19 protein-coding genes are annotated in these 21,424 nt (G+C 66.9%); 11 read left to right on the top strand and 8 right to left on the bottom strand.

The features are described 5' to 3' along the window. Positions 1 to 370 precede the first annotated feature (370 nt). The 5 genes from AC1HIY_RS11370 (at position 371) to AC1HIY_RS11350 (ending at position 4,943) form a co-directional block, all read left to right on the top strand. Positions 371 to 1,162, top strand: a complete 792-nt coding sequence (locus AC1HIY_RS11370; RefSeq protein ID WP_479576856.1) for an enoyl-CoA hydratase-related protein — start codon at positions 371 to 373, stop codon at positions 1,160 to 1,162. Positions 1,163 to 1,252: 90 nt separating this feature from the next. Further along, on the top strand, positions 1,253 to 2,449 hold the full coding sequence (locus tag AC1HIY_RS11365) for a 3-hydroxyacyl-CoA dehydrogenase NAD-binding domain-containing protein (protein WP_479576855.1): 1,197 nt from the start codon (positions 1,253 to 1,255) through the stop codon (positions 2,447 to 2,449). Between the two features lie 75 nt (positions 2,450 to 2,524). Continuing rightward, on the top strand, positions 2,525 to 2,944 hold the full coding sequence (locus AC1HIY_RS11360; protein ID WP_479576854.1) for a hotdog fold thioesterase: 420 nt from the start codon (positions 2,525 to 2,527) through the stop codon (positions 2,942 to 2,944). 48 nt (positions 2,945 to 2,992) lie between these two features. Continuing rightward, positions 2,993 to 4,198, top strand: a complete 1,206-nt coding sequence (gene pcaF / locus AC1HIY_RS11355; RefSeq protein WP_479576853.1) for a 3-oxoadipyl-CoA thiolase — start codon at positions 2,993 to 2,995, stop codon at positions 4,196 to 4,198. Positions 4,199 to 4,454: 256 nt separating this feature from the next. Further along, positions 4,455 to 4,943, top strand: a complete 489-nt coding sequence (locus AC1HIY_RS11350) for a protease complex subunit PrcB family protein (protein WP_479576852.1) — start codon at positions 4,455 to 4,457, stop codon at positions 4,941 to 4,943. Positions 4,944 to 5,126: 183 nt separating this feature from the next. Here AC1HIY_RS11350 and AC1HIY_RS11345 read toward each other — a convergent pair whose 3' ends face one another. Continuing rightward, on the bottom strand, positions 5,127 to 5,465 hold the full coding sequence (locus AC1HIY_RS11345) for an SdpI family protein (RefSeq protein ID WP_479576851.1): 339 nt from the start codon (positions 5,463 to 5,465) through the stop codon (positions 5,127 to 5,129). Between the two features lie 36 nt (positions 5,466 to 5,501). Then, positions 5,502 to 7,055, bottom strand: coding sequence for a radical SAM protein (locus tag AC1HIY_RS11340; protein ID WP_479576850.1), 1,554 nt, complete (start codon positions 7,053 to 7,055; stop codon positions 5,502 to 5,504). Between the two features lie 256 nt (positions 7,056 to 7,311). On the opposite strand from AC1HIY_RS11340, the gene AC1HIY_RS11335 reads away from it, so the two are divergent. The 3 genes from AC1HIY_RS11335 to AC1HIY_RS11325 are packed head-to-tail and all read left to right on the top strand — an operon-like array spanning position 7,312 to position 10,465. Next, a complete protein-coding gene (locus AC1HIY_RS11335; RefSeq protein WP_479576849.1) occupies positions 7,312 to 8,055 on the top strand; it encodes a hypothetical protein in 744 nt (247 codons plus the stop codon). A 21-nt stretch (positions 8,056 to 8,076) separates the two neighbouring features. Further along, complete coding sequence (locus tag AC1HIY_RS11330) at positions 8,077 to 9,474, top strand: flavin monoamine oxidase family protein (RefSeq protein WP_479576848.1); 1,398 nt, start codon at positions 8,077 to 8,079, stop codon at positions 9,472 to 9,474. 19 nt (positions 9,475 to 9,493) lie between these two features. Next, positions 9,494 to 10,465 (top strand): aldo/keto reductase, encoded by a 972-nt coding sequence (locus AC1HIY_RS11325; RefSeq protein WP_479576847.1) that lies wholly within the window; start codon positions 9,494 to 9,496, stop codon positions 10,463 to 10,465. A 72-nt stretch (positions 10,466 to 10,537) separates the two neighbouring features. On the opposite strand, the gene serS is transcribed toward AC1HIY_RS11325, so the two are convergent. From serS to AC1HIY_RS11295, 6 genes are all read right to left on the bottom strand, one after another. Then, positions 10,538 to 11,818 (bottom strand): serine--tRNA ligase, encoded by a 1,281-nt coding sequence (serS, locus tag AC1HIY_RS11320; RefSeq protein ID WP_479576846.1) that lies wholly within the window; start codon positions 11,816 to 11,818, stop codon positions 10,538 to 10,540. Positions 11,819 to 12,007: 189 nt separating this feature from the next. Then, the gene (gene rfbD, locus AC1HIY_RS11315; RefSeq protein WP_479576845.1) at positions 12,008 to 12,934 is read right to left on the bottom strand and encodes a dTDP-4-dehydrorhamnose reductase; all 927 of its coding nucleotides are present in this window, start codon (positions 12,932 to 12,934) and stop codon (positions 12,008 to 12,010) included. Positions 12,935 to 13,081: 147 nt separating this feature from the next. Continuing rightward, positions 13,082 to 13,573, bottom strand: coding sequence for a hypothetical protein (locus tag AC1HIY_RS11310; RefSeq protein WP_479576844.1), 492 nt, complete (start codon positions 13,571 to 13,573; stop codon positions 13,082 to 13,084). 28 nt (positions 13,574 to 13,601) lie between these two features. Continuing rightward, positions 13,602 to 14,150, bottom strand: a complete 549-nt coding sequence (locus AC1HIY_RS11305; protein ID WP_479576843.1) for an acyl-CoA thioesterase — start codon at positions 14,148 to 14,150, stop codon at positions 13,602 to 13,604. A gap of 159 nt (positions 14,151 to 14,309) precedes the next feature. Beyond that, a complete protein-coding gene (locus AC1HIY_RS11300) occupies positions 14,310 to 15,575 on the bottom strand; it encodes an asparagine synthetase B (RefSeq protein ID WP_479576842.1) in 1,266 nt (421 codons plus the stop codon). Between the two features lie 27 nt (positions 15,576 to 15,602). Further along, on the bottom strand, positions 15,603 to 17,498 hold the full coding sequence (locus tag AC1HIY_RS11295; RefSeq protein ID WP_479576841.1) for a tetratricopeptide repeat protein: 1,896 nt from the start codon (positions 17,496 to 17,498) through the stop codon (positions 15,603 to 15,605). Positions 17,499 to 17,810: 312 nt separating this feature from the next. Here AC1HIY_RS11295 and AC1HIY_RS11290 point away from each other — a divergent pair, with 312 nt between their 5' ends. The 3 genes from AC1HIY_RS11290 (at position 17,811) to AC1HIY_RS11280 (ending at position 21,418) form a co-directional block, all read left to right on the top strand. Next, the gene (locus AC1HIY_RS11290; RefSeq protein WP_479576840.1) at positions 17,811 to 19,001 is read left to right on the top strand and encodes a 1-deoxy-D-xylulose-5-phosphate reductoisomerase; all 1,191 of its coding nucleotides are present in this window, start codon (positions 17,811 to 17,813) and stop codon (positions 18,999 to 19,001) included. 117 nt (positions 19,002 to 19,118) lie between these two features. Then, positions 19,119 to 20,495, top strand: coding sequence for an RIP metalloprotease RseP (gene rseP, locus AC1HIY_RS11285; RefSeq protein ID WP_479576839.1), 1,377 nt, complete (start codon positions 19,119 to 19,121; stop codon positions 20,493 to 20,495). A gap of 149 nt (positions 20,496 to 20,644) precedes the next feature. Next, the gene (locus tag AC1HIY_RS11280; protein ID WP_479576838.1) at positions 20,645 to 21,418 is read left to right on the top strand and encodes an isoprenyl transferase; all 774 of its coding nucleotides are present in this window, start codon (positions 20,645 to 20,647) and stop codon (positions 21,416 to 21,418) included. Positions 21,419 to 21,424 lie beyond the last annotated feature (6 nt).

The raw sequence follows: 21,424 nt of genomic DNA, 5'->3' as shown, positions 1-21,424 counted from the left end.
CATAAGGGGAGGTCTCCCATGCCTGCATGAACCGCCTTCCGACGCCTCCAATACACTCCATAACCCTCCCCCTTGTCAAGGGGGAGTCCTCCGAAGGAGGGAGGGGGTCCCCGGCCGCCGTCGAAGGTAATCTCACTCGTGGATATTTTCATCCAGCCGGCCTTTTACACAAAACTACCGACGCAACCGGCCTGCAGCTCCCATTTCCGAGGCGTCCGTTGCATCTCCACCGTGTCGATGATGAAGGCTCCCCCCCTTCCTCTTTGAGGAAAGGGCGCCCGGCTCTTCCCTGCTTTCTCCATTTCGAGTTTCGCGTCGCGCGTAGTACCTTTCCGGGCAACCGATCCCTCACCTATCCGCAGGCCGACGTATGGACTATCAGTTTATCCGCTATGCTATCGACGAGGGCGTGGCCGTGCTCACGCTCAACCGGCCCGACGTGCTCAACAGCTTCCACGGGCCGATGGCCGACGAGGTCCTTGAGGCACTCGGGCAGGCCGCCGCGGACGACGCCGTCCGCGCGGTGCTTCTGACGGGTGCGGGCCGGGCCTTCTGCGCCGGGCAGGACCTGCAGGCCGTCCTCCCGAAAGACGGCGCGCCCGCCGCCGACCTCGGCGAGATCGTGCACCGGCAATACAACCCCATCGTCCGCGCGGTGCGGCATACCGAGAAACCGTTCCTTGCCGCCGTCAACGGGGTGGCCGCCGGGGCCGGGGCCAACCTGGCGCTGGCGTGCGACTTCGTGCTGGCCTCCGAGCGGGCCTCGTTCATCCAGTCGTTCGCCCGGATCGGGCTCATCCCCGACAGCGGCGGGACGTTCTTCCTCCCCCGGCTCGTCGGGCTCGCCCGCGCCACGGCCATGATGATGCTTGCCGAGAAGGCGCCGGCGACGGAGGCGCACGCGATGGGCATGATCTACAGGGTCTGCCCGCCGGAGACGCTCATGGAGGAGGCCATGACGCTGGCCCGCCGCCTCGCCGCGATGCCCACGCGGGGCCTCGGCCTCACCAAGCGCGGGCTCAACCGCGCCTTCACCAACGACCTCGACGCCCAGCTCGAGCTCGAGGAGGAACTCCAGCGCGAAGCCGGGCGGACGCATGACTACCAGGAAGGCGTCAACGCATTTTTGGAGAAACGCACGCCCGTCTTCACCGGGAAGTAGGACGCGCTCGTATATTGGTTTCCGGCGCGGTCCCATCCGAGCGCCGCGCCGCCCTACGCACCCTTCGGCCACAGACCCACGGAGCGACCCATGGCGCACCCCTTGACCCGTGACACGCCCGTCGGCGTCCTCGGAGCGGGAACGATGGGACGCGGCATCGCGCAGATTGCCGCCACCTTCGGACACCCCGTGCTCCTCTACGACACCCGCGCCGACGCCCTCGACGAAGCCCGCGCACACCTTGCCCGCATCCTCCATCGCCTCGTCGAAAAAGGACGGCTGTCCGAAGGCGAAGACGAAGCGATCCTGGGGCGCATCTCTTTCCTCTCGGACGCGCCGGAGCCGCTGGCGGCATGCGGGCTCGTGATCGAAGCCATCGTCGAGGACCTCGCCGTCAAGCAGGAGGTCTTCGCCCGGCTCGATACGCTCACCGACGCCGAGGCCATCCTCGCCACGAACACCTCGTCGCTGTCGGTCACGTCCATCGCGGCGGCGTGCACGCGGCCCGAGCGCGTGCTCGGGCTCCACTTTTTCAACCCTGCCCCGCTCCTGCCCCTCGTCGAGGTCGTGCCCGGCCTGATGACGGCGGACGAGACGGTGACGCGCGCCCGCGCCCTCGTCGACGCCTGGGGCAAGACCACCGTCCTCGCCCGCGATACGCCCGGCTTCATCGTCAACCGGGTGGCGCGGCCCTTCTACGGCGAAGCGCTCCGCATCCTCGACGAGGGCATCGCCGACCCCGCCACCATCGACTGGGCCATGCGGGAACTCGGGGGCTTTCGCATGGGCCCCTTCGAACTGATGGACCTCATCGGCAACGACGTCAACTTCAAGGTGACCGAGACCGTCTTCGAGGCTTTTTATTATGAGCCGCGCTATAAGCCCTCGTTCACGCAAAAACGCATGGTGGAGGCCGGGCGGCTCGGGCGAAAGACCGGGCGCGGGTACTATGACTATGGCCCCGAGGCCGCGGAGCCGGACGCGGTGGAAAGCCCGGCCCTCGGCGCCGTGATCCTCAACCGCATCCTCGCCATGCTCATCAACGAGGCCGCCGACGCGGTTTTCTGGGGCGTCGCGCCCGCCCCGGACATCGACCTGGCGATGACGAAGGGCGTCAACTATCCGAAGGGCCTGCTCCGGTGGGCCGATGAGATCGGGCTCGACACCGTGCTCGCGTGGCTGAACGACCTGTGCGAGGAGTACGGCGAGGCCCGGTATCGCCCCTCCCCCCTGCTCCGCCGCATGGTCCGCGACCATCAGTCCTTTTTCCCCGACGAACGATCGTAAGCGGTGCGGGTTCGGAAACGACGAGGCCTCCGGGAAACGTATGCCGCCCCTCTCATGAAAGACCACCCCGACCGTATGACCGAACAGGAGCTTGCCGAGCGAATCGTGGCGCAGATGATGAAGAACGACGCCTTCAGCCGGTGGCTCGGCATCGAGGTGGCGGCGGTGTCGCCGGGGCGGGTGGAGGTCCGCATGGCGGTGCGTGAGGAGATGCTCAACGGTTTTCGCGTGGCGCACGGCGGCATCGCCTATGCGCTGGCCGACAGCGCCCTCGCCTTCGCCTCGAACACGCGGGGACGCGTGGCGCTCGCGCTCGAAAACAGCATCTTCTACCCCGCCCCCGTGCACGCCGGCGACGTGCTCACCGCCGTGGCCGAGGAGGTCGCCGCCGCGAACCGGGTGGCCGCCTACCACGTAACGGTCACGCGCGCCGACGGCACGAACGTGGGCGTCTTTCGCGGCTCGGTCTATCGCACGAAGCAAGCGCACTTTTGACCCGGCGCGCCCGACCCTTTCCGATTCCCTCACCTTTTCTCACCGCACATGAAAGAAGCCTTTATCATAGACGGCCTCCGGACGCCCATCGGCAAGTTCGGCGGCGCCCTCTCCGGCGTCCGGGCGGACGACCTCGCGGCGCTCGTGCTCCGGCGGCTCCTCGAACGCCACCCGGACATCGATCCCGCCGCCGTGGACGACGTGTACCTGGGCTGCGCCAATCAGGCGGGCGAGGACAACCGCAACGTTGCGCGCATGGCGCTTCTGCTCGCGGGCCTTCCGCCCACGGTGCCCGGCGTGACGGTCAACCGGCTGTGCGCCTCCGGCATGAGCGCGGCGGTGGAGGCGGCCCGCGCCCTCCGCCTCGGCGACGGCGACCTGTACGTGGCCGGCGGCGTCGAGCACATGACGCGCGCGCCGTACGTCCTTTCGAAGACGAGCCGCCCCTTCGGCCGCGACGCCGAACTCTTCGACACGAGCATCGGCTGGCGCTTCGTCAACCCGAAGATGGCGGCGGAATACGGCGTCGATTCGATGGGATGCACCGCCGAGAACCTCGCCGAGATGTTCGACATCAGCCGCGAGGATCAGGACCTTTTCGCCGCGCGCTCGCAGGCGAAGGCCGCCGCGGCGCGCGCGCGGGGCCGCTTCGCCCGGGAGATCACGCCCGTCGAGGTCCCCCGCCGGAAAGCGCCGCCGCTCGTCTTCGATGCCGACGAGTTCATCCGCCCGGGCACGACGCCGGAGGTGCTGGCGAAGCTCCGCCCGGCCTTCCGCGAAGGCGGCGCCGTGACGGCGGGCAACGCCTCGGGCATCAACGACGGCGCGTGTGCCCTCCTCCTGGCCTCCGAAGACGCCGCCGCGCGTTTCGGCCTGACCCCGAAGGCGCGCCTCGTCTCCTCGGCAGTCGTCGGCGTGGAGCCGCGCATCATGGGCATCGGGCCGGTGGAGGCCGCGCGGAAAGCGCTTGCCCGCGCCGGCCTCACCTTCGACGATGTGGCCGTGATCGAACTCAACGAGGCCTTCGCCGCACAGAGCCTCGCCGTCATCCGGCAGTGGGGCCTGCCCGACGACGACCCGCGCCTGAACCCGAACGGCGGCGCCATCGCCCTCGGACATCCCCTCGGCATGACCGGCGCCCGACTGCTCCTCACCGCCGCCGCCGAACTCGAAGCCCGGAACGAACGCTATGCGCTGTGCACCCTGTGCGTCGGCGTCGGACAGGGCATGGCGACCGTAATCGAACGGGTGTGACGGATCGCGCATAGGCGCCGCGTTTTTTTCGCATGGCGAAGGGGACAGACGGAACGCCTTCGCCCGATCAAGGCCGCGATGAACGCCGACGCCGAACCGTGAGGGGTTCACCGGAGCCGGTATTCGTGGGGGCTTGCCCCCCGCTCCCCTTCGACGTCGTTTCGCGCCGAGGATTCACGGGAAGGCGCGGGATTCTCGGCGCGACTAAGCGTATGTTTCGGCGAACGTTCCAACGCGCCAACGAATCAACGAACCCATGAAATACACGCTCGTTCTGTTCGTCGCATGGCTCGTGGTCGCCGTGCTCGCCGGGGGCTGCCGGCGCGGGCCGGAGGCCGAGGTCGTCGTAGAGGACACGGAATTGCTGCCGTTCGAGAACATCGGCCTCGGGCCGAACAGCACCCTCCCCGACACGACGGAGGTGGTCCTGCGCACGGAAGCGGAGTGGGACGCCTACCGGAGCCGCCTCCATTCGGTGGGCCCGTTCAAAAAGGTGGACTTCACGCAGGAGATGGTGGTGCTCGTCGCCGTGCCGTCGCCCTCGGGCGGATACGGCGTGGAGGTGGAGACGGTGGAGCAGAAGGGCGACACCGTCATGGTGAGCTACGTGCTTTACGGGCCGGACAAGGACTGCATCCCGGTCGAGGGCCGCGCCGTGCCGTATCAGGCGGTGAAGGTGCGCCGCGCCGAGGGGACGGTGCGCTTCACGCATCGCACCGAGACGTTGCCGTGCACGTTCCATTGAGGGGCGGGGGTAAAAAATAGCGGGGCCGCTCCACCAAACGGCCCCGCTCGCTGTGTATCTCTCAGACGTGAAGCATGAGAGGGACTTGCAGGGGTTATGATAAACAATCGGGCGGCCCGGTGCTGCCGGTAAAGTACGTATCGTGACGTAGGCAAACCCCCGACACGGGCTTCGCGCAAAGGCTCAGAGTTTCCGGGCGTATCGGTACGTCTCAAGGGTCGGAATCAGGTAGAGCAACGGCGCGAAGGCGAAGAGGAGCGTCCGCAGGGTGTGGCCCTCCAGCGGAACGAAGAAGGCGATTCCTCCGATGACGAGCAGGACGAGCGACCAGAAGATCATGCGACGGGCGCCGTAGGCGTTGATTTCGCACCACAACTCCTCCGATTCGAACGACTTCGCGAAGCGCATCCCGTAGAAGAGATTGCGCTTGACCTTGCCCCGGAGCAAGGGCAGAGACAGCCCGATCACCAGCGCGGCGCAAAAGACGTTGCTCAGTCCGAGGATGAGGTTGATCGAAGCCATGAGCCACAAGACGGTTGGGTTCGCCTCCCGGGCGCCTCACACCGTCGCGATGCCCGGCGTGAGGACGCCGTCGGACTTGAGGTAGGCATACGGGTCGTGGTCGAGGGCGCCCTCGGGGAGCCAGTCCCACAGCCAGCCCAGGTCTTTTCGGATCTGTTCGGTGAAGAACGACGGGATCTCGGTCGTTTCCTGTTCGAAGAACGCGCGGAACGCCCGATCCTCGTCGAGCAGCCGCCGCACCTCGGTGAAATACCGGATCTTTCCCCAGCCTTCGAAGGTGACGGCGCGGATCACGTTCATCGTCTTCGGGATCCAGCCCCGGTTCGCCTTCATGCGACGCGCGATGGCGCGGCGAGAGAACGAATGGCGATGGAGGTCGATCATCCGGTCGTAGAAGTCGGGCCAGTCGTAATTTTTCGGGCGGACGTTCATCGCGCCGTTGTTGTTGAGGAAGTGGAAGGGAAAGGGGAGGACGCGATCCTGGCGCTGGTATTCGAGGTTGAGCGGGGCGCTTCGCCCGAAGGCGGTGAGCATGGAGTAGGCGGGGAAAGCGCCGGGCGCGCGGTCGAGGAAGAGCTTCGTCAGTTCGAAGGGCCCGTCGCCTTCGTCGCAGTCGAGGCCGAGGACGAAGTTGGCCTGCAGATAGGGCAGATGGCTCAGGATCATGTTGACCTGGTCGGACACCTGCAACACCTTGTCGCGCCCGAGGGTCTTGCCGGTCTTCGTCTTGTAGCCCATGTCATACCACGACTCGATGCCGGGCAGGATGGCCTTGAAGCCGTTTTTCTTCAGGCGCTTCACGTTCGGCTCGGACAGGAGCGAGAGGGTGCTCTCGGCGATGAACTCCACGCTTCCGGGCGGGACGGCCTCCTCGATGGCGTCGAGATAGTCGTTGAAGCGGACGCCGAAGTTGGGGTCATGCCAGCCGACGATGGGGCGCTTCATCTTTTCGCGGACGAAGCGAAGGTCGGCCTTCATCTCGTCGAAGTCGAGGGGCTGATAGGGCACCACCGAATCGACGCAGAAGCTGCACGTGTACGGACATCCGAGGCTGCCGAGCATGGCGACGACCTGGATGAGCGGGGCCTTCTCCATGAGCCGCTCGACGTATTTCCACCGCGCGCGCACGCTGGGCAGCTGCGCCGGCTGCCGGTCGGCGGAGAGGTAGACGCCCTCGGGACGATGCGGCGCGCAATCCCGGAGCATGTCGTCGAGGACGGCCCGGTCGGTGAAGCCGAGCACGTAGTCGAAGTACCGGGCGGCGTCTTCAGGGTAGCACCGCGAGTGGGGACCGCCGAGAGCCGTCACGGCGCCTTTCGCGCGGTAATAGTTGCTCAGCGCATAGGCGACCTGCGCCGACTGCGTGAACGCGCCGATGATGACGAGGTCGAGGTCGTCCGGCAGCGGGTCGAGCAGCGGGTTGGGGCCGTTGTGAACCGTCAGCGAGACCTCGTGCCCCTGTTCCTCGCACCACACGGCGATGACCTGCGGCATGATGCTCGTCAGATTCGCCCGCATGACGCGGCCGTACAAGTTCTGATGGCCCGTGCGGGAAGCGACGTCGATGATTCCGATGGAGAGCTTGCGCATGGCGGTGTGGGGAGCTGAGATCGCGTGGACAGGAGCCGTTCCTGCAGGGTGGGGCATCGCGCCGTCGTCTCTCTGTCAGGCGACGGAGGCTTTTCCCTTTTAAGTTGTGAATAATACACACTTGGCAGGCTCCTTTCCAAGCCCGAGGCGAAAGCTTGTCGAAAAGCGCGGCGCGGCAAGGACGAGGCGGCCTCTTGCGGGATTGTATGCGTGCCTCGGTCTGCGTAGCTTCCGGCGAACCATCCCGGAGGAAACGATGCTCGTTTTGTTTTGCCTGCTTGCCGTGCTCCCGGCTCCGACGCCCGTCACGGTGGTTCCCGCGTCGGAGCCGCCGGGCTATCTCTACCGGGTGACGCTCGTGCGCGCCGCGCCGGGGCGACTCCTCGACCTGATCGACCTCTACACGGCTCGCCGGGAGGCGCTCGCCGCGCGCGGGGAAGCCGCCCCGTTCTGGATGCGCCACAGTCAGGGCGACCAGTGGGACCTCCTGCTGATCTTTCCGATGGAGAGCTATGCGGCGTACTATCATCCGGACCGCATCGCGCGGCGGGAGGCGCACGCGGAGGCCGACGCCGCCTTTGCCGAAGCGCTCGGCGAACGCGCGGCATGGCAAGAGGACCTCTTCGTCTATGGCCCCCCGCTCGACACGCTCCGGGCGCGCTTCGAGGGGATGGGCTTCTTCCACGTCGAGATGTTCGAGGCGCTGCCGGGCAAGCGCGCCGAACTGTACGAACAGCGGGAGATGGAGAACCGGTATTATGCGGCGATGAACCACCCGCCGAACCTGATCTTCGTGCGGGACCGGGGCGGAGCCGTCGATCTGTTCACGCTTGGCTTTTACCGCGACCTCAAGCACTTCGCCGAGAGCGCCGACGTGCCGCTCGAAGAGGAGGATCGAGCGGCGAAGGCGGCAGGCTTCGAGAGCGTCTTTCAGATCAGCCCGTACCTCCGCTCCCTCATCGCGCGGCATCACGATACGCTGGCGGTCGCCATTCGTTAAAACGCCCCAACGCAATATCTCATGACGCATACGACGGCGCAGGATCGAACGGACGTGCTCATCGTCGGGGCGGGGCCGGCGGGACTGACGGCGGCGCGGCGGCTCACGGAGGCGGGCGCGACGGTGCGCGTGCTCGAAGCCCGCGACCGCGTCGGCGGGCGGACGCTCGTCCATACGCTCGACGACGGTCCGGCCCTCGACCTCGGCGGGCAGTGGGTCGGGCCGACGCAGGACCGCATCCTCGCCCTCGTCGAAAGCCTCGGCCTCGACACGTTTCCGCAATACGAGGCGGGACGCAAACAGCTGCAGGTGTGCGGCGCGCGTCGGACGTACCGGGGCGAGATCCCGTCGCTGCCGCCGCTGAGCCTGCTCGACCTCCACCGCGTCTTCTCCCGCCTCGACGCACTCGCCGCCGAGGTCCCGCTCGAGGCGCCGCACGAAGCGCCCCGCGCCGCCGAATGGGACGCCATGACGGTGGAGACGTGGAAACGGCGCTTCCTCAAGACGAAGCACGCCCGCGCCGTCTTCGACGTGGGCGTCGAGGCGATCTTCGCGGCGGAGCCGGGAGACCTCTCCTTCCTCCACTTCCTCTTTTACCTCCGCTCCGGCGGCGGCCTCATGCGGCTCTCGCAGATCCGCGACGGCGCCCAGCAGACGCGCATCCGGGGCGGCGTGCAACAGATCGCCGAACGGCTCGCCCATGCCCTCGGCGAGCGGGTGCACCTCGCCGCGCCGGTCCGCGCGCTCGAACGGTCGGCGCACGGCGTGACGGCCCGCACCGACGCCGGCGCCTTCTCGGCGGACTTTGCCGTGCTCGCCGTGCCGCCGGCGCTCGTCGGGCGGATCGACTTCCGCCCCGCCCTCTCGCCCCGACGCGTACAGCTCCTTCAGCGCCTGCCGATGGGCTCGGTCATCAAATGCATCGCCGTCTATGAGACCCCCTTCTGGCGGGAAGAAGGGTGGTCGGGCGAGGTCGTGTGCGACGAGGACCCCGTCAAGGTCATCTTCGACGACGGACCGCCGGAGGGCGCGTACGGGGCCCTCCTCGGCTTCATGGCGGGACGGAGCGCGCGCGCGTGGAGCGGCCGCGACCCGGCCGAGCGCCGCGCCGTCGTGCTCGACCGCTTCACCCGCTTCTTCGGCCCGAAAGCCGCCCGCCCCGTTCACTACCTCGACCACGACTGGGCCGCCGAGCCGTGGTCCGCGGGCTGCTATGTGGGGCTGATGCCGCCCGGCGTGATGACGGCCTACGGCAACCTCCTCCGCGCGCCCGAAGGCCGTCTCCACTGGGCCGGGACCGAGACGGCGACCGTCTGGAACGGCTACCTCGACGGGGCCGTCCGCTCCGGCGAACGCGCCGCCGAAGAAGTGCTCGCCCGCCTGCACGCGGACACCGGACGCACCGCCGAAAACCTTTGACCATCCATCGAGGAATCGCATGAAACATCGACGTTTTGGACGCACGGGCCTGGAGACGAGCGAGATCGGGTACGGCATGTGGGGCATGGCCGGATGGGCCGGCTCGGACGACGAGGAGTCGCTCCGATCCCTTCAGCGCGCCGTCGACCTCGGGTGCAACTTTTTCGACACCGCGTGGGCGTACGGCAGCGGCCACAGCGAGCGCCTCCTCGGCGAACTCGTTCGCGCCAACCCCGGCAAGACCCTCTATACGGCCACGAAGGTCCCCCCGAAAAACTTCAAATGGCCGAGCCGCCGGGGCTATCCGCTCGACGCATGCTTCCCGCCGGACTACATCGAACAGCGCGTGCACGAGAGCCTCGAGCACGCCGGCATCGACCGCTTCGACCTCGTGCAGTTTCACGTGTGGGAAGACGACTGGGTGGACGACGACCGGTGGGTGCGGAAGATGGACGACCTCAAGCGTCAGGGGCTCTTCGACGCCGTCGGCATCAGCATCAATCGGTGGGAGCCCTGGAACGGCATCCGCGCCGTCCGAAGCGGCCACGTCGACGCCGTACAGGTCATCTATAATATCTTCGATCAGAACCCGGAGGATGAGCTGTTCCCGGCGTGCGCGGAGCAGGATGTGGCGGTCATCGCGCGCGTCCCGTTCGATGAGGGGACGCTCACGGGCAATCTGACGAAAGACAGCACGTGGCCCGAAGGGGACTGGCGAAACACGTATTTCGTGCCGGAGAACCTCATCCCGAGCGTCGAGCGGGCCGAGCGGCTGAAGGCGATCCTTCCCGAGGGCATGACGCTGCCCGAGATGGCGCTCCGGTTCATCCTCAACGACGCGCGTGTGAGCACGGTCATCCCCGGCATGCGCAAGCTCCGGCACGTGGAGGCCAACATGGCCTGCAGCGACGCGGGGCCCCTTCCGGGCGCCCTCCACGAACGCCTCCGCCTCCACCGATGGGATCGCCTGCCGAACGCGTGGTCTCAGTGAGGCGAGTTTTTTTGAGGAGGGTGGATTGTGTGGGTGTGTGGGTGTGCGCTCAATGACGGCGAACCCCTGCCCTCACCCGATGCGGTCGAAGCCGGTGTACGGGCGGAGGGCTTCGGGGATGAGGATGCTGCCGTCGGCCTGTTGATGCTGTTCGAGGAGGGCGGCGACGATGCGGGGAAAGGCGAGGCCGCTGCCGTTGAGCGTGTGGAGCACCACGGGCTTGCCGCCGTCGGCGGGGCGGTAGCGGATCTGCATGCGCCGCGCCTGAAACGCCTCGAAGTTCGAGATCGACGAGACCTCCAGCCAGCGCTTCTGTCCGGCGCTCCACACCTCGAGGTCATACTTCTTGGCCTGCGTGAAGCCCATGTCGCCGGTGCACATGAGCAATCGCCGGTATGGCAGCCCGAGGCGGCGGAGGGGGCGTTCGGCATCCTCGCGGAGCGTCTCGAGGGCGTCGTAGCTCGTCTCCGGATGCACGAAGCGGACGAGCTCGACCTTGTCGAACTGATGGAGACGGTTGAGCCCGCGCACCTCTTTGCCGTACGACCCCGCCTCGCGTCGAAAACACGGCGTGTACGCGCAAAACGTGACCGGAAGCGCGGCCTCTTCGAGGATCTCGCCCCGGAAGAAATTCGTCACCGGGACCTCGGCGGTGGGGATGAGGTACAGCCCGTCGCGCGGGATCTCGTACATCAGGTCCTCCTTGTCGGGCAGTTGTCCCGTGCCGGTGGCGCTGTCGGCGTTGACCACGTACGGCGGCTGCATCTCCGTATAGCCGCCTTCGGTCACGGCGAGGTCGAGGAAGAAGTTGAGGAGGGCGCGTTGGAGGCGCGCCCCTTTCCCCACATAGAACGGGAAGCCCGCGCCGGTCACCTTCGCGCCGCGCTCGAAGTCGATCAGGCCGTGCTTCGCGGCGAGCGCCCAGTGCGGCAGCGGCTCGAAGTCGAACGCCGGAATCGCGCCTTCCTCGTGGATAACCACGTTGTCCTCGGGCGTGCGGCCCACGGGCACGCTCGGGTGCGGAAGGTTCGGGATCTCCAGGAGGAGCTTTTCGAGGGCGGCCTCGGCCTCGCGCGCCGCCTCTTCGAGCGCCTTGATGCGTTCCTTCAGCCGCCCCGTCTCGGCGATGATCTCCTGCGCTTCGTCGCGCCTGCCCTCCCGCATGAGCCCCCCGATCTGCTTCGAGATGACGTTCGCCCGGGTTTGGGCTGCCTGAAGCTCGGTCAGCGTCTCGCGCCGGCGAGCGTCGGTGGCCAGTACGGCATCGACCACCTCGACGGAGGCGATGCCTTTGTCACGCATCGCCTGCCGGACGCGTTCGGGGTTCTCGCGGATGACGGTGAGGTCGAGCATGGGGAGAAAAGCATGGGTCGGTGAAACGGATGACGGAAGCCGATCCTCAGCGCGCCTTCGGGATTTTTTCGGGGTCGGGCGCTCACGGGTGCGCGCGGCGAAATACGTGGATCAGGCTTCTCTCCAAAGAAACGCAACGCAACGCGTGTGCGGCTATGGATTCTTGGTCAAGAGTGCCCGGCGGGGCGGTCAGGAGGCGGTGACGGAGAGGCCGAGGCGCCGGCCGAGGTGGCGGAGCGCTTCCCGGACGGAGCGCGGGCGGAAGCCGAGTTCGGTCTCGGCCTTGAGGATGATGAAGCCGGTGCGGGGCGGGCGGGCCGCCGTCTGCCGGAAGCGCGTGCCGTCGGTCGGGCGGATGAGCGAGGCGTCGAGGTCGAACACCTCGGCGATGCAATGGGCGAACTCGTGGATCGAAAGCAGTTCGCGCCCGGAGAGGTGATAGACGCCGGAACGGTTGTATCGCACGATCTTTTCGATGCCGGCGGCCAGGTCGACGACGTAGGTGGGAGTGCGCCACTGATCGGTCACGACGTCGATGGGCTCGTCGCGGGAGAGCTTGTCGAGCACCCACAGCGCGATGTTCGAGCGGCTCAGGTTGCGGCCCGTGCCGTAGACGAGGATCGTGCGCGCCACGGCCCACCGGTCCAGCCCCGCGCCGCGCGCCGCGTTCTCCGAGGCCCACTTCGACTTGCCGTAGAAGCTGATCGGGTGGGGCCGGTCGGTCTCACGGTAGGGGCCGTTCGCGCCGTCGAAAACGAAGTCGGTCGAGACCTGCACGAGGCGGCTGCCGTGCTGAAGGCAGCACTTCGCCAGATGTTCGACGGCGTCTACGTTCACCTTCCAGCAGGCATCGCGCTCGCTTTCGCACAGGTCCACCTGTGTCATCGCCGCACAGTTGACCACCACGTCCGGCGTGAAGTCGAGAAAAAGCCGCCGCACCGCCGCGAAGTCGGTGATGTCGAGGGGGACGTACCCGCCGGCGCTCTCGGGGAAGAGGGGCGTCGCGCCCCGCGCCGTCGCCAGCAGATCATATTCCGGGTGGCGGCTCATCTGCGCGACGAGCTCCTGCCCGAGCAAACCGTTGGCTCCGGTAATGAGGACGCGTTTGAACAACATGGCGGGCAATCGAGTCGGGGACGAGGATGATGAAGGAAGGAGGGCGTCGTGCCCGGGTGGGGCGTCGTGCAGGTAAACGTACCTGGGGGCGGAAGGGTTCACTTCGCCCGGTTGGCACAGCCGCCCCGCTCGACGCAGACGATAGCGTCAAAAATAATACCGCATGCCGATGCCCGCGTCGAAAGCGCCGCGGGTGTTCGGAATGAGCTTGAGGCGCGGGGTGATCTGGAGATAGACCTCGAAGCTTTCCCGGAAAAAATTGACCCCGAAGGCCCCGCTGACGCCGAGGACAAGCCCGGCGCGGCGGGTATCTTCGAAGCCGAGGACGAGCCCGGGGCCATAGAAATAGCGCAGCGGCGAGGCGGGAATCGGGCGTTCCCGGAGCAGGTGGGCGTTCAGAAAGAAGACCTCTTCGAGATCCCAGGCGGCCAGCAGTGTGAAGGCGTCGCCCCGCCGGGATGCGCCCGACGGACCGGGCCGGTAGACCTTGAGCGTGACGCCGGCGGGCCGACCGATCTGACCGCCGAGCCCGAACGTGCGGCCCGCCGGTTGCGCCGCCGCCGAAGCCGCGAGCCCGACGCACAGCCCGAGAAGGGCAAGGCATCCGGGCAGACGGGAGACGCGAAGCGCCTTCTTCATGGCGGGCGAGGGACGGACGCGGGCGCGTTCACTCGGCGTCGAGGGCCGAAAGAATGTCGGACTTGATGCTCGTGGCGTCTTCAAGCTTCAGGCGACCCGAGAGGAGCAGACGGAATTCACGACGTTTGGCGGCGTTCTCATAGCACCGCTTCTCCTCCTCCGTCTCCGGGTGGATCGGCGGCACCGGCTTCGGGCGCCCGTCCTCGCCGATGGCGACGAACGTATAGTAGGCCCGGTTGCATCGCCGCTTCGTCTGGTCGCGCGGGTTCTCGGCCCACACGTTGATCTGCACCTCCAGCGACGTGCGGAAGGCGCGGTTGACCCGGCTTTCGAGGACGACGATCTCGCCCTGCCGGATGGGACAGTTGAACTCGACCGAGTCCACCGAAGCGGTGACACATATACGGTTGGCATGGCGCTGCGCGGCGATGGCCCCGCACACGTCCATCCAGTGCAAAAGACGCCCTCCCATCAGGTTGCCGAGGCCGTTCGTGTCGTTCGGCAAAACGATCTCGTTCATCACCGTGCGCGTGGCGCTGACGGTCTTGACGGCGGGAGCGGTTGATATTTCGTGCATGAAAGGAATCTATTTTGAATCTTGGAAAGCGCCGGGAAGCGGCGCGCACAGGCGTGCCCCGTGGACCGGCCCGGCGCAAGGCGCTCCTGAATCATACCGCCGCGCGCGGAGGCGACCCGAAGCGCCCGGGAAAGAACAGGCGCGCCGTGAACGACGGGCTCAGGTCTTCTGTTTCTTCTTCCGCGCCGCCGGGAACAGGATGTTGTTCAGGATGAGCCGGTAGCCGGGGGAGTTCTTGTGAAGGCTCAGGTCGGTGGGCGGGTCGTTGACGAAGTGCTGGTAGTCTTCGGGGTCGTGCCCGGAATAGAAGGTGAACGTGCCCTGCCCGAACGTGCCGTGCAGGTATCGGACCTCATCGCGGCCCGGCGCCTCGGCCATAATGACGATGTTCGGTTTGATGAGACGCTTCCGGAAGTTGGTCGTCTGGCCGATGAAGCCCTTGACCGTGGCGACGTGGTTTTGCGTCAGCATCGAAGGGACGGGGTCCCATTTGGCGCTGAACTCGAAGAGCGTGAAGTAATCGAGCGCGGGGTTGAGCAGCGGCGGCGGCGGCGGTCCCGTGTCGATGTTCGAATGCTCGTACTCGTGGGCGTTGAAGCTCGGACGGAAGTTCTCGAAGGCGAACGTTGCGGAGAAATCGAGCTTCGAGAGGGCGTCGGGGTCCACGGGATCGCCGTCGTATTCGGCGGGCACGATGTCGGTGTCATGGGCGGCCAGCGCAATGTCGAACGTGTCGGTGCCGGAACACATGGCGAAGAGGAAGCCGCCGTTTCGGACGTACTCGCGGATGGTCTGTGCCACGGCGAGCTTGAGTTGGCTGACCTTTCGGAAGCCGTGCCGACGGGCGGTCGCTTCGGCCTGCCGTTGCTGTTCGATGTACCACGGCATCGAGCGGTAGGTGTAGAACTTGCCGTACTGGCCGGTGAAGTCTTCGTGGTGGAGATGGATCCAGTCGTACTCCTGAAGTTTGCCCGCGAGCACGTCGTCGTCATAGATCATCTCGTAGGGCACCTCGGCGTAGTTCAGCGCCAGCAATACGGCGTCGTCCCACGGCTGGGTTAGCTCCGGGGCATAGACGGCGATGCGGGGCGGCTTTTCGAGGCGCACGACGGCGGTGTTGTGCTCGTCACTCTCCACCTCGGCGATGATCTGTGCGGACTGTGCGGCGCTGAGGCGTTCGAAGTAGACCCCGCGGATGCGCAGCTCCTGTTCGAGTTCGGGAAAGGCGCCGACCAGAAACGAGCCGCCCCGGTAGTTGAGCAGCCAGTCCACCTCGATGCCCCGGCCGAGCGTCCAGTACGTGACGCCATAGGCCTTCAGGTGATCGGTCTGGCGCGTGTCCATCGGGATGAGGAGGTCCTGTCCGGCGGCGGGCCGGAAAGTCATCAGCAGCAGGGCAAGGAAGGGAAGCAGGCGTCGGATCATGATAGCCGGAAGGTGAAGCGGAGACCGTCACGCGCCGTCGCCGCGGAGGGCGCGGATGCGGGCGCGGGCGTCGCTGACGAGCAGCGAGCCGGGATATTCGATCAGGATGCGGGTGTACGTCTGGAGCGCCGCCTCGGCGTCGTCGAAGACGCTTTCCTGAAGCTCGCCGGCGGCGAAGAGGCTGCGGTCGGCGAGGTAGCTTTGCGGATGCAACAGCGGCAGTTCGAGGAACGCCGCGAGGGCGTCTTCGGCGCGGCCCATCTGCCGGAGGAGGGATGCGCGCAGGAAACGGGCGTCGTCGGCGAGGGGATGGCCGCCGTACGTCTGCAAAAGCTCGTCGAGGACGGCGACCGCCTCGGCGGGTTGGTGTCGGCGCTGGAGCAGGCGCGCCTCGGCATAGCGCCGCAGCGGGGTGTTCAGCGAGTCGGGTCCCTTGTTCTCGACGAGGAGCACCTTCAGCTCGATGGCGTCGTTGGCGACGTCGGCGGACGTGTTCTCTTTCATCGCTTCGGTCAGCGTCAGCGCGGCGTCGAACTCGCCCTGGTAGAAGTGGATGAGGGCCAGCTCATACCGCGCCAGCTCGGCCAGCTCGCCGGTGCGGAGCCGGTCGGCGAGACGGCTGAAGGTAAGACGAGCGACGTCGAGCCGGTTGCGCTGGAGCGCGATGCGCCCGAGGTCGTACTCCGCCCGGTGGGCAGCGTCGGTGTTCGGGTAGCGGTCCACCACCTCCCGCAACGTGGCTTCGGCGGCGCCGAGGTCGAAGAAGACGTCCTGCTGCAAGCGTCCGATGCGGCGGAGCACGTCGGGATAGCGCGGGTGATTCGGGTACCGTTGGAGAAAGGTGCGGTAGGCGTCGAGGGCCTGGTCGTAGTTGGGGGCGGGGATGCGGTTGCCGCGCGCGTCGAAAGCGCGCTCGCCGGATTTTTCGGCGCGGCGTTCGTACATCTCGGCGAGGCCGCGCACGGCCTCCGGAGCGGCGGGCGCGTCGGGATAGCGGGCCAGAATCTCCTCATATGCTTCGAGTGCGACGTCGTACGCGCCGGCGTCGGCGGCCTGCCGGGCGAAGGTGAAGAGCACCTGTCCGCGCTCCTGTTCGAGCCGGTCGATGGCGCGGTTGACGTTGAGCGCCTGCCGGTACATGCCGCCTTCGAGGTAAAGCCAGGAGAGGAGTTCGCGGAAGGCGCGGTTGAGCGGGTTGCGCCGCACGGCCTGCTCCACCACGGCGATGCCGGCCCGGAGCGCCTCTTCCTGATCCGTGTAGCGGCTGAGGCGGCTGCGCACGAAGCTGAGCTGGCGCTCGTTCCGGGCGAGCAATCCGAGGTATTCGGCCATCGCCCTGGCGTGCGCCCCGGTGAGGCTGTAGAGATAGGCCAGGTCCGTCTGGAAGAGGTCGTCCCGCTTGAGCGTCCGTCGCCCTTCTTCGAGCACCGCGATGGCCTCCTCGAACAGCCGCAGCCGCATCATCGAGCGGTACACGGTGAGATAGGTGTTGGCGTTCTCGGGCAGCGCTTCGAGGGCCGCCTCCCACGTGGCGAGGGCCGCCTCTTCGTCCCCCTTGAGGTAGAGCAGCCGCGCCTTTTCGGACAGAAGCGTCGTCGGCGCGCGCGTCCGCTTCATCTGGTCGTCGATGAGGCGAAGGGCGTCGTCGTATCGCTTCACGTTCTCGTAAGCCTGCCGGAGCCGGTCGTAGAAAACGTGCGTCTCGGGGCTGGCCTCGTAGAGGTCTTCGAGCAGCGTGATGGCCCGGTCGTACTGCGCGCCGCGCAGGTAGGACTCCGCCAGCTGGAAGCGCGCCACGAGGGTGCTGTCCACGCCCTGCGCCTGCGCCCGGAGCGGCGCCAAAGACCCCGGCGCCGCGATCAGGAAAAGCGCAAGACCGGCGGCGAAGCGAAGGGGAACATCGAAAGACTTCAAATGCGCCATGGTGAAAGGGCTCCGTGGACGAAGACGGGTCTGCTGAGAAGAACGGGCGACGGACGCCCATGTTGCGTGGTTCCTGCGGACGAACCGGGAGAGTCGAGCCGATGCGAGGAAGAGATCGCCTTCGCCCAGCCGCCTCGCGCGCCGCCGGGAGAACGCAGAGCGTTGTAATGGCGCGGATCCACCTAAGTTTCACGCCCTTCCGGCCGAAGGCGGAAGCAAAGCCCGGCGTCGTACGTATAGGGTAGGCATTATTGCCCGGGTGTGCGCCCTTTCCGCGCCCCGGCACGTTTGACCTCCGACGACCCCCAGGCCATGCCCGCCCCTCTTTCCGACAGTGAACGACAAGGACTGTGCCTGCTCGGCTCGACGGGCTCGATCGGCACGCAGGCGCTGGAGGTGGCGCGGCTCTTTCCGGAACGGCTGAGCGTCCGCGCGCTTACGGCCCATGCGAACGTCGAGCTGCTGGCGCGGCAGGCGCTCGCGTTCCGTCCGGCGTGCGTGGCCATCGGCGATGCGACGCATTACGGGCGCTTGCGCGAGGCGCTCGCCGGGACGGGCATCCGCGTGCTGGCCGGGCCCGAAGGGCTGTGCGAAGCCGCCACCCTCGCCGACGTGGACACCGTGCTCACGGCCGTGGTCGGCTTCGCGGGTCTGGAGCCGACGCTCGCCGCCATCGGAGCGGGCAAAAAAATCGCCCTGGCGAACAAGGAGACGCTCGTCGTGGCCGGGGCGCTCGTGACCGAACGGCTCGAAGCCACGGGCGGCACGCTCATCCCGGTAGACAGCGAGCACTCCGCCATCTTTCAGTGCCTCGTCGGTGAACCGCGCCACGCCGTCGAGACGCTCATCCTCACCGCTTCCGGCGGCCCGTTCCGCACCCGCCCCGCCGAAACCTTCGACGCCATCACCCGCGACGAAGCGCTGTGCCATCCGAACTGGTCGATGGGCGCGAAGATCACCATCGACTCGGCCACGATGATGAACAAAGGGCTGGAGGTGATCGAGGCACGCTGGGTCTTCGGCGTCGCGCGCGCGCGCATCCGCGTGCTCGTGCATCCGCAGTCGATCATCCACTCGATGGTCGCCTTCACCGACGGCTCGGTCAAGGCGCAACTCGGCGTGCCCGACATGAAGGTGCCCATTCAGTATGCCCTGACCTTCCCCGACCGGTGGCCCGCCCCGCATCCGCGCCTCGACTGGTCGGAGCTGCGGCGGCTCGACTTCGAGGAGCCGGACCTCGACAGGTTCCCCTGCCTCCGCCTCGCCTTCGATGCGCTCGAGCGCGGCGGCACGGCCCCGGCCGTGCTCAACGCGGCCAACGAAGCCGCCGTCGCGCTTTTCCTCCACGAGCGGATCCGCTTCGTCGACATCCCCCGCCTGATCGAGCGCGCGCTCGACGAACTGGCCGAGACTCCCCCGCAGCTCTCCTTCGAGACGCTCGTAGAAGCCGACGCCCGCGCGCGGCGGCGGGTACAGGAACTCCACGGGGTCGGCATTCATTGAAGGCCACCTCCGGGCGCGGCCCCGGAAATGCCGTGAAGGCCTTTCCCAGAAGCTCATGAACCCCTCTCCGTCTCTCCACGCCGGACCGCGTCAGCCGGATTAAACGATTCAGGTCGAATGGATTTTATTTTAAACGCACTTTCCTACATCCTGCCCATTCTGGGAGCGATCATGCTCCTGGTCTTCGTGCACGAACTGGGACACTTCCTCTTTGCCAAGCTCTTCAAGATGCGCGTGGAGCGCTTCTCCATCGGCTTTCCCCCGAAGATCGTGGGCAAGCAGATCGGGGAGACGGAATACGTGCTGGGAGCGACGCCGCTCGGCGGCTACGTCAAGATTGCCGGGATGGTGGACGAGAGCATGGACACCGGCTATGCCGAGTCGGAGCCGCAGCCCTGGGAGTTCCGGGCAAAGCCGGTGTGGCAGCGCATCGTGGTCATCACGGCGGGCGTCATTTTCAACATGATCCTCGCCGCCATCGTCTTCATCGCGCTCAAGGACGTCTACGGCGAGCGGTTCATCCCCCCCATCGGCGGGGTGATCGTGGCCGACAGCTCGCTCGCCTACGACATCGGGCTGCGCACGGGCGACCGGCTCCTCGCCATCAACGGGAAGGAGATGAGCACGTTCACGGGGCTGGAGGGACTGCAGGAAATGCTCCGGGACGAACCGCTGAAGCTCACCGTCGTGCGCGGGCGCGACACGCTCACGTTCGAAGGGCCGCGGGACATCATGACGCAGCTCAGCCGTTCCGGCGGCGCCTTCGGCATCGCCTTCGATCCGCCGGTCGTCGGCGCGACGGTCGAGGGCTCGCCCGCCGAAGCCATCGGCCTGCTCCCCGGCGACCGCATCCTCGCCGTCAACGGCGAGCCGATCCGTTTCTGGCGCGACATGACCGAGAAGATCCAGGCCACCGGGGGCGAGCCGTTCACGCTCCGGTGGGAACGCCCCGACTCGCTCGCGGACCGTCCGCCGCCGCCCGGCGCGCAGTGGGTCGGCTCGGGCACGAACGGGCGCGTCTACGAGGCCGTCGTGACGCCGCGCAAGGAGGGGGACCGCTACGTGCTCGGCGTGTATCAGATCACGCGTTTCATCGATTACGACTTCGATGAGGCCGTCGTGGCCGGGCTCAAGGACACGTGGCTCAACACGAAGATCATTGTCACAAGCCTCAAGCGGGTCTTTTTCGGCTCGGAGAGCATCCGGGAGAACCTAGGCGGGCCGATCCGAGTGGCCGTGCTCACGCGCGACGCCGCCGCCAACGGAGCGTATGCGTTCTGGAACATCGTCGCCGTGCTTTCGATCACGCTGGCGATCATCAACATCCTGCCCATTCCCGCCCTCGACGGCGGGCACCTCGTGTTCCTCCTCTATGAAGGCATCACCCGCCGCGAGCCGTCGCTGAAAGTGCGCATGGTCACGCAGCAGATCGGCATGCTGCTGCTGCTGGCGCTGATGACCTTCCTCATCTTCAACGACCTCCTGCGCCTGTGACCGGGCGAGGCGTCTGCCCGTAGAAATACGCTCCCATCCGGACCGCCGACGGGCGCGCGGGGAAGCGCCACATTGACGTTTGCGACGAGACGCCGTAAGTTCTTATGCTTTACAAAATTACACGTGGTTCCGATCTACAGAAAAAAGCCGTGTCGAAAGAGACGTTATCCCCCTCTACAGACGCTATCGATCAGGAGACGCTTCGCCGTCGCGGAGCGATTCCGCGTCACGTCGCCATCATCATGGACGGCAATGGACGCTGGGCGAAAGCGCGCGGACAGAGGCGCTATCACGGACATTACGAAGGCGTCGAGTCCGTGCGCGAGATCACCGAGGCCTGCGCAGAAATCGGCGTCGAATATCTGACGCTCTATACCTTCAGCACGGAGAACTGGTATCGCCCGCTGAGCGAGGTGAACGCGCTGATGCAACTGCTCATCCGGACGTTGCGCGGGGAGAAGCAGACGCTGATGAAGAACGACGTCCGCCTCCGCACCATCGGCGACGTCTCGAAGCTGCCGGCGGCGTGCCGGAAAGAGCTGGAGCAGGCCATGGCGGATACGGCGGACAACAAGCGGATGACGCTCAACCTGGCGCTCTCGTACAGCGGGCGGTGGGAACTGACCGAGGCCGTCCGCGCCCTGGCCCGGCGCGTCGCGCGCGGCGAACTCGATCCGGAAGCCATCGACGAGGAGATGATCGGGCAGACCCTGGGCACCGCCGGCATGCCCGACCCCGACCTGCTCATCCGCACCGGCGGCGAGCAGCGGATCTCGAACTTTTTGCTCTGGCAAATCGCCTACACCGAACTCTACGTCACCGAGGCGTTCTGGCCCGCGTTTCGGCGCCCGCAACTCTACGCCGCCATCCGCGACTTTCAGGACCGCGAGCGCCGCTTCGGACGCGTGAAGGACGAGTCTTGATGCGGC

The sequence above is a fragment of the Rhodocaloribacter sp. genome (genome assembly GCF_056451265.1).
The sequence above is the reverse complement of the archived record's forward strand: the minus strand, read 5'-3'. Positions and strand labels throughout refer to the sequence as shown.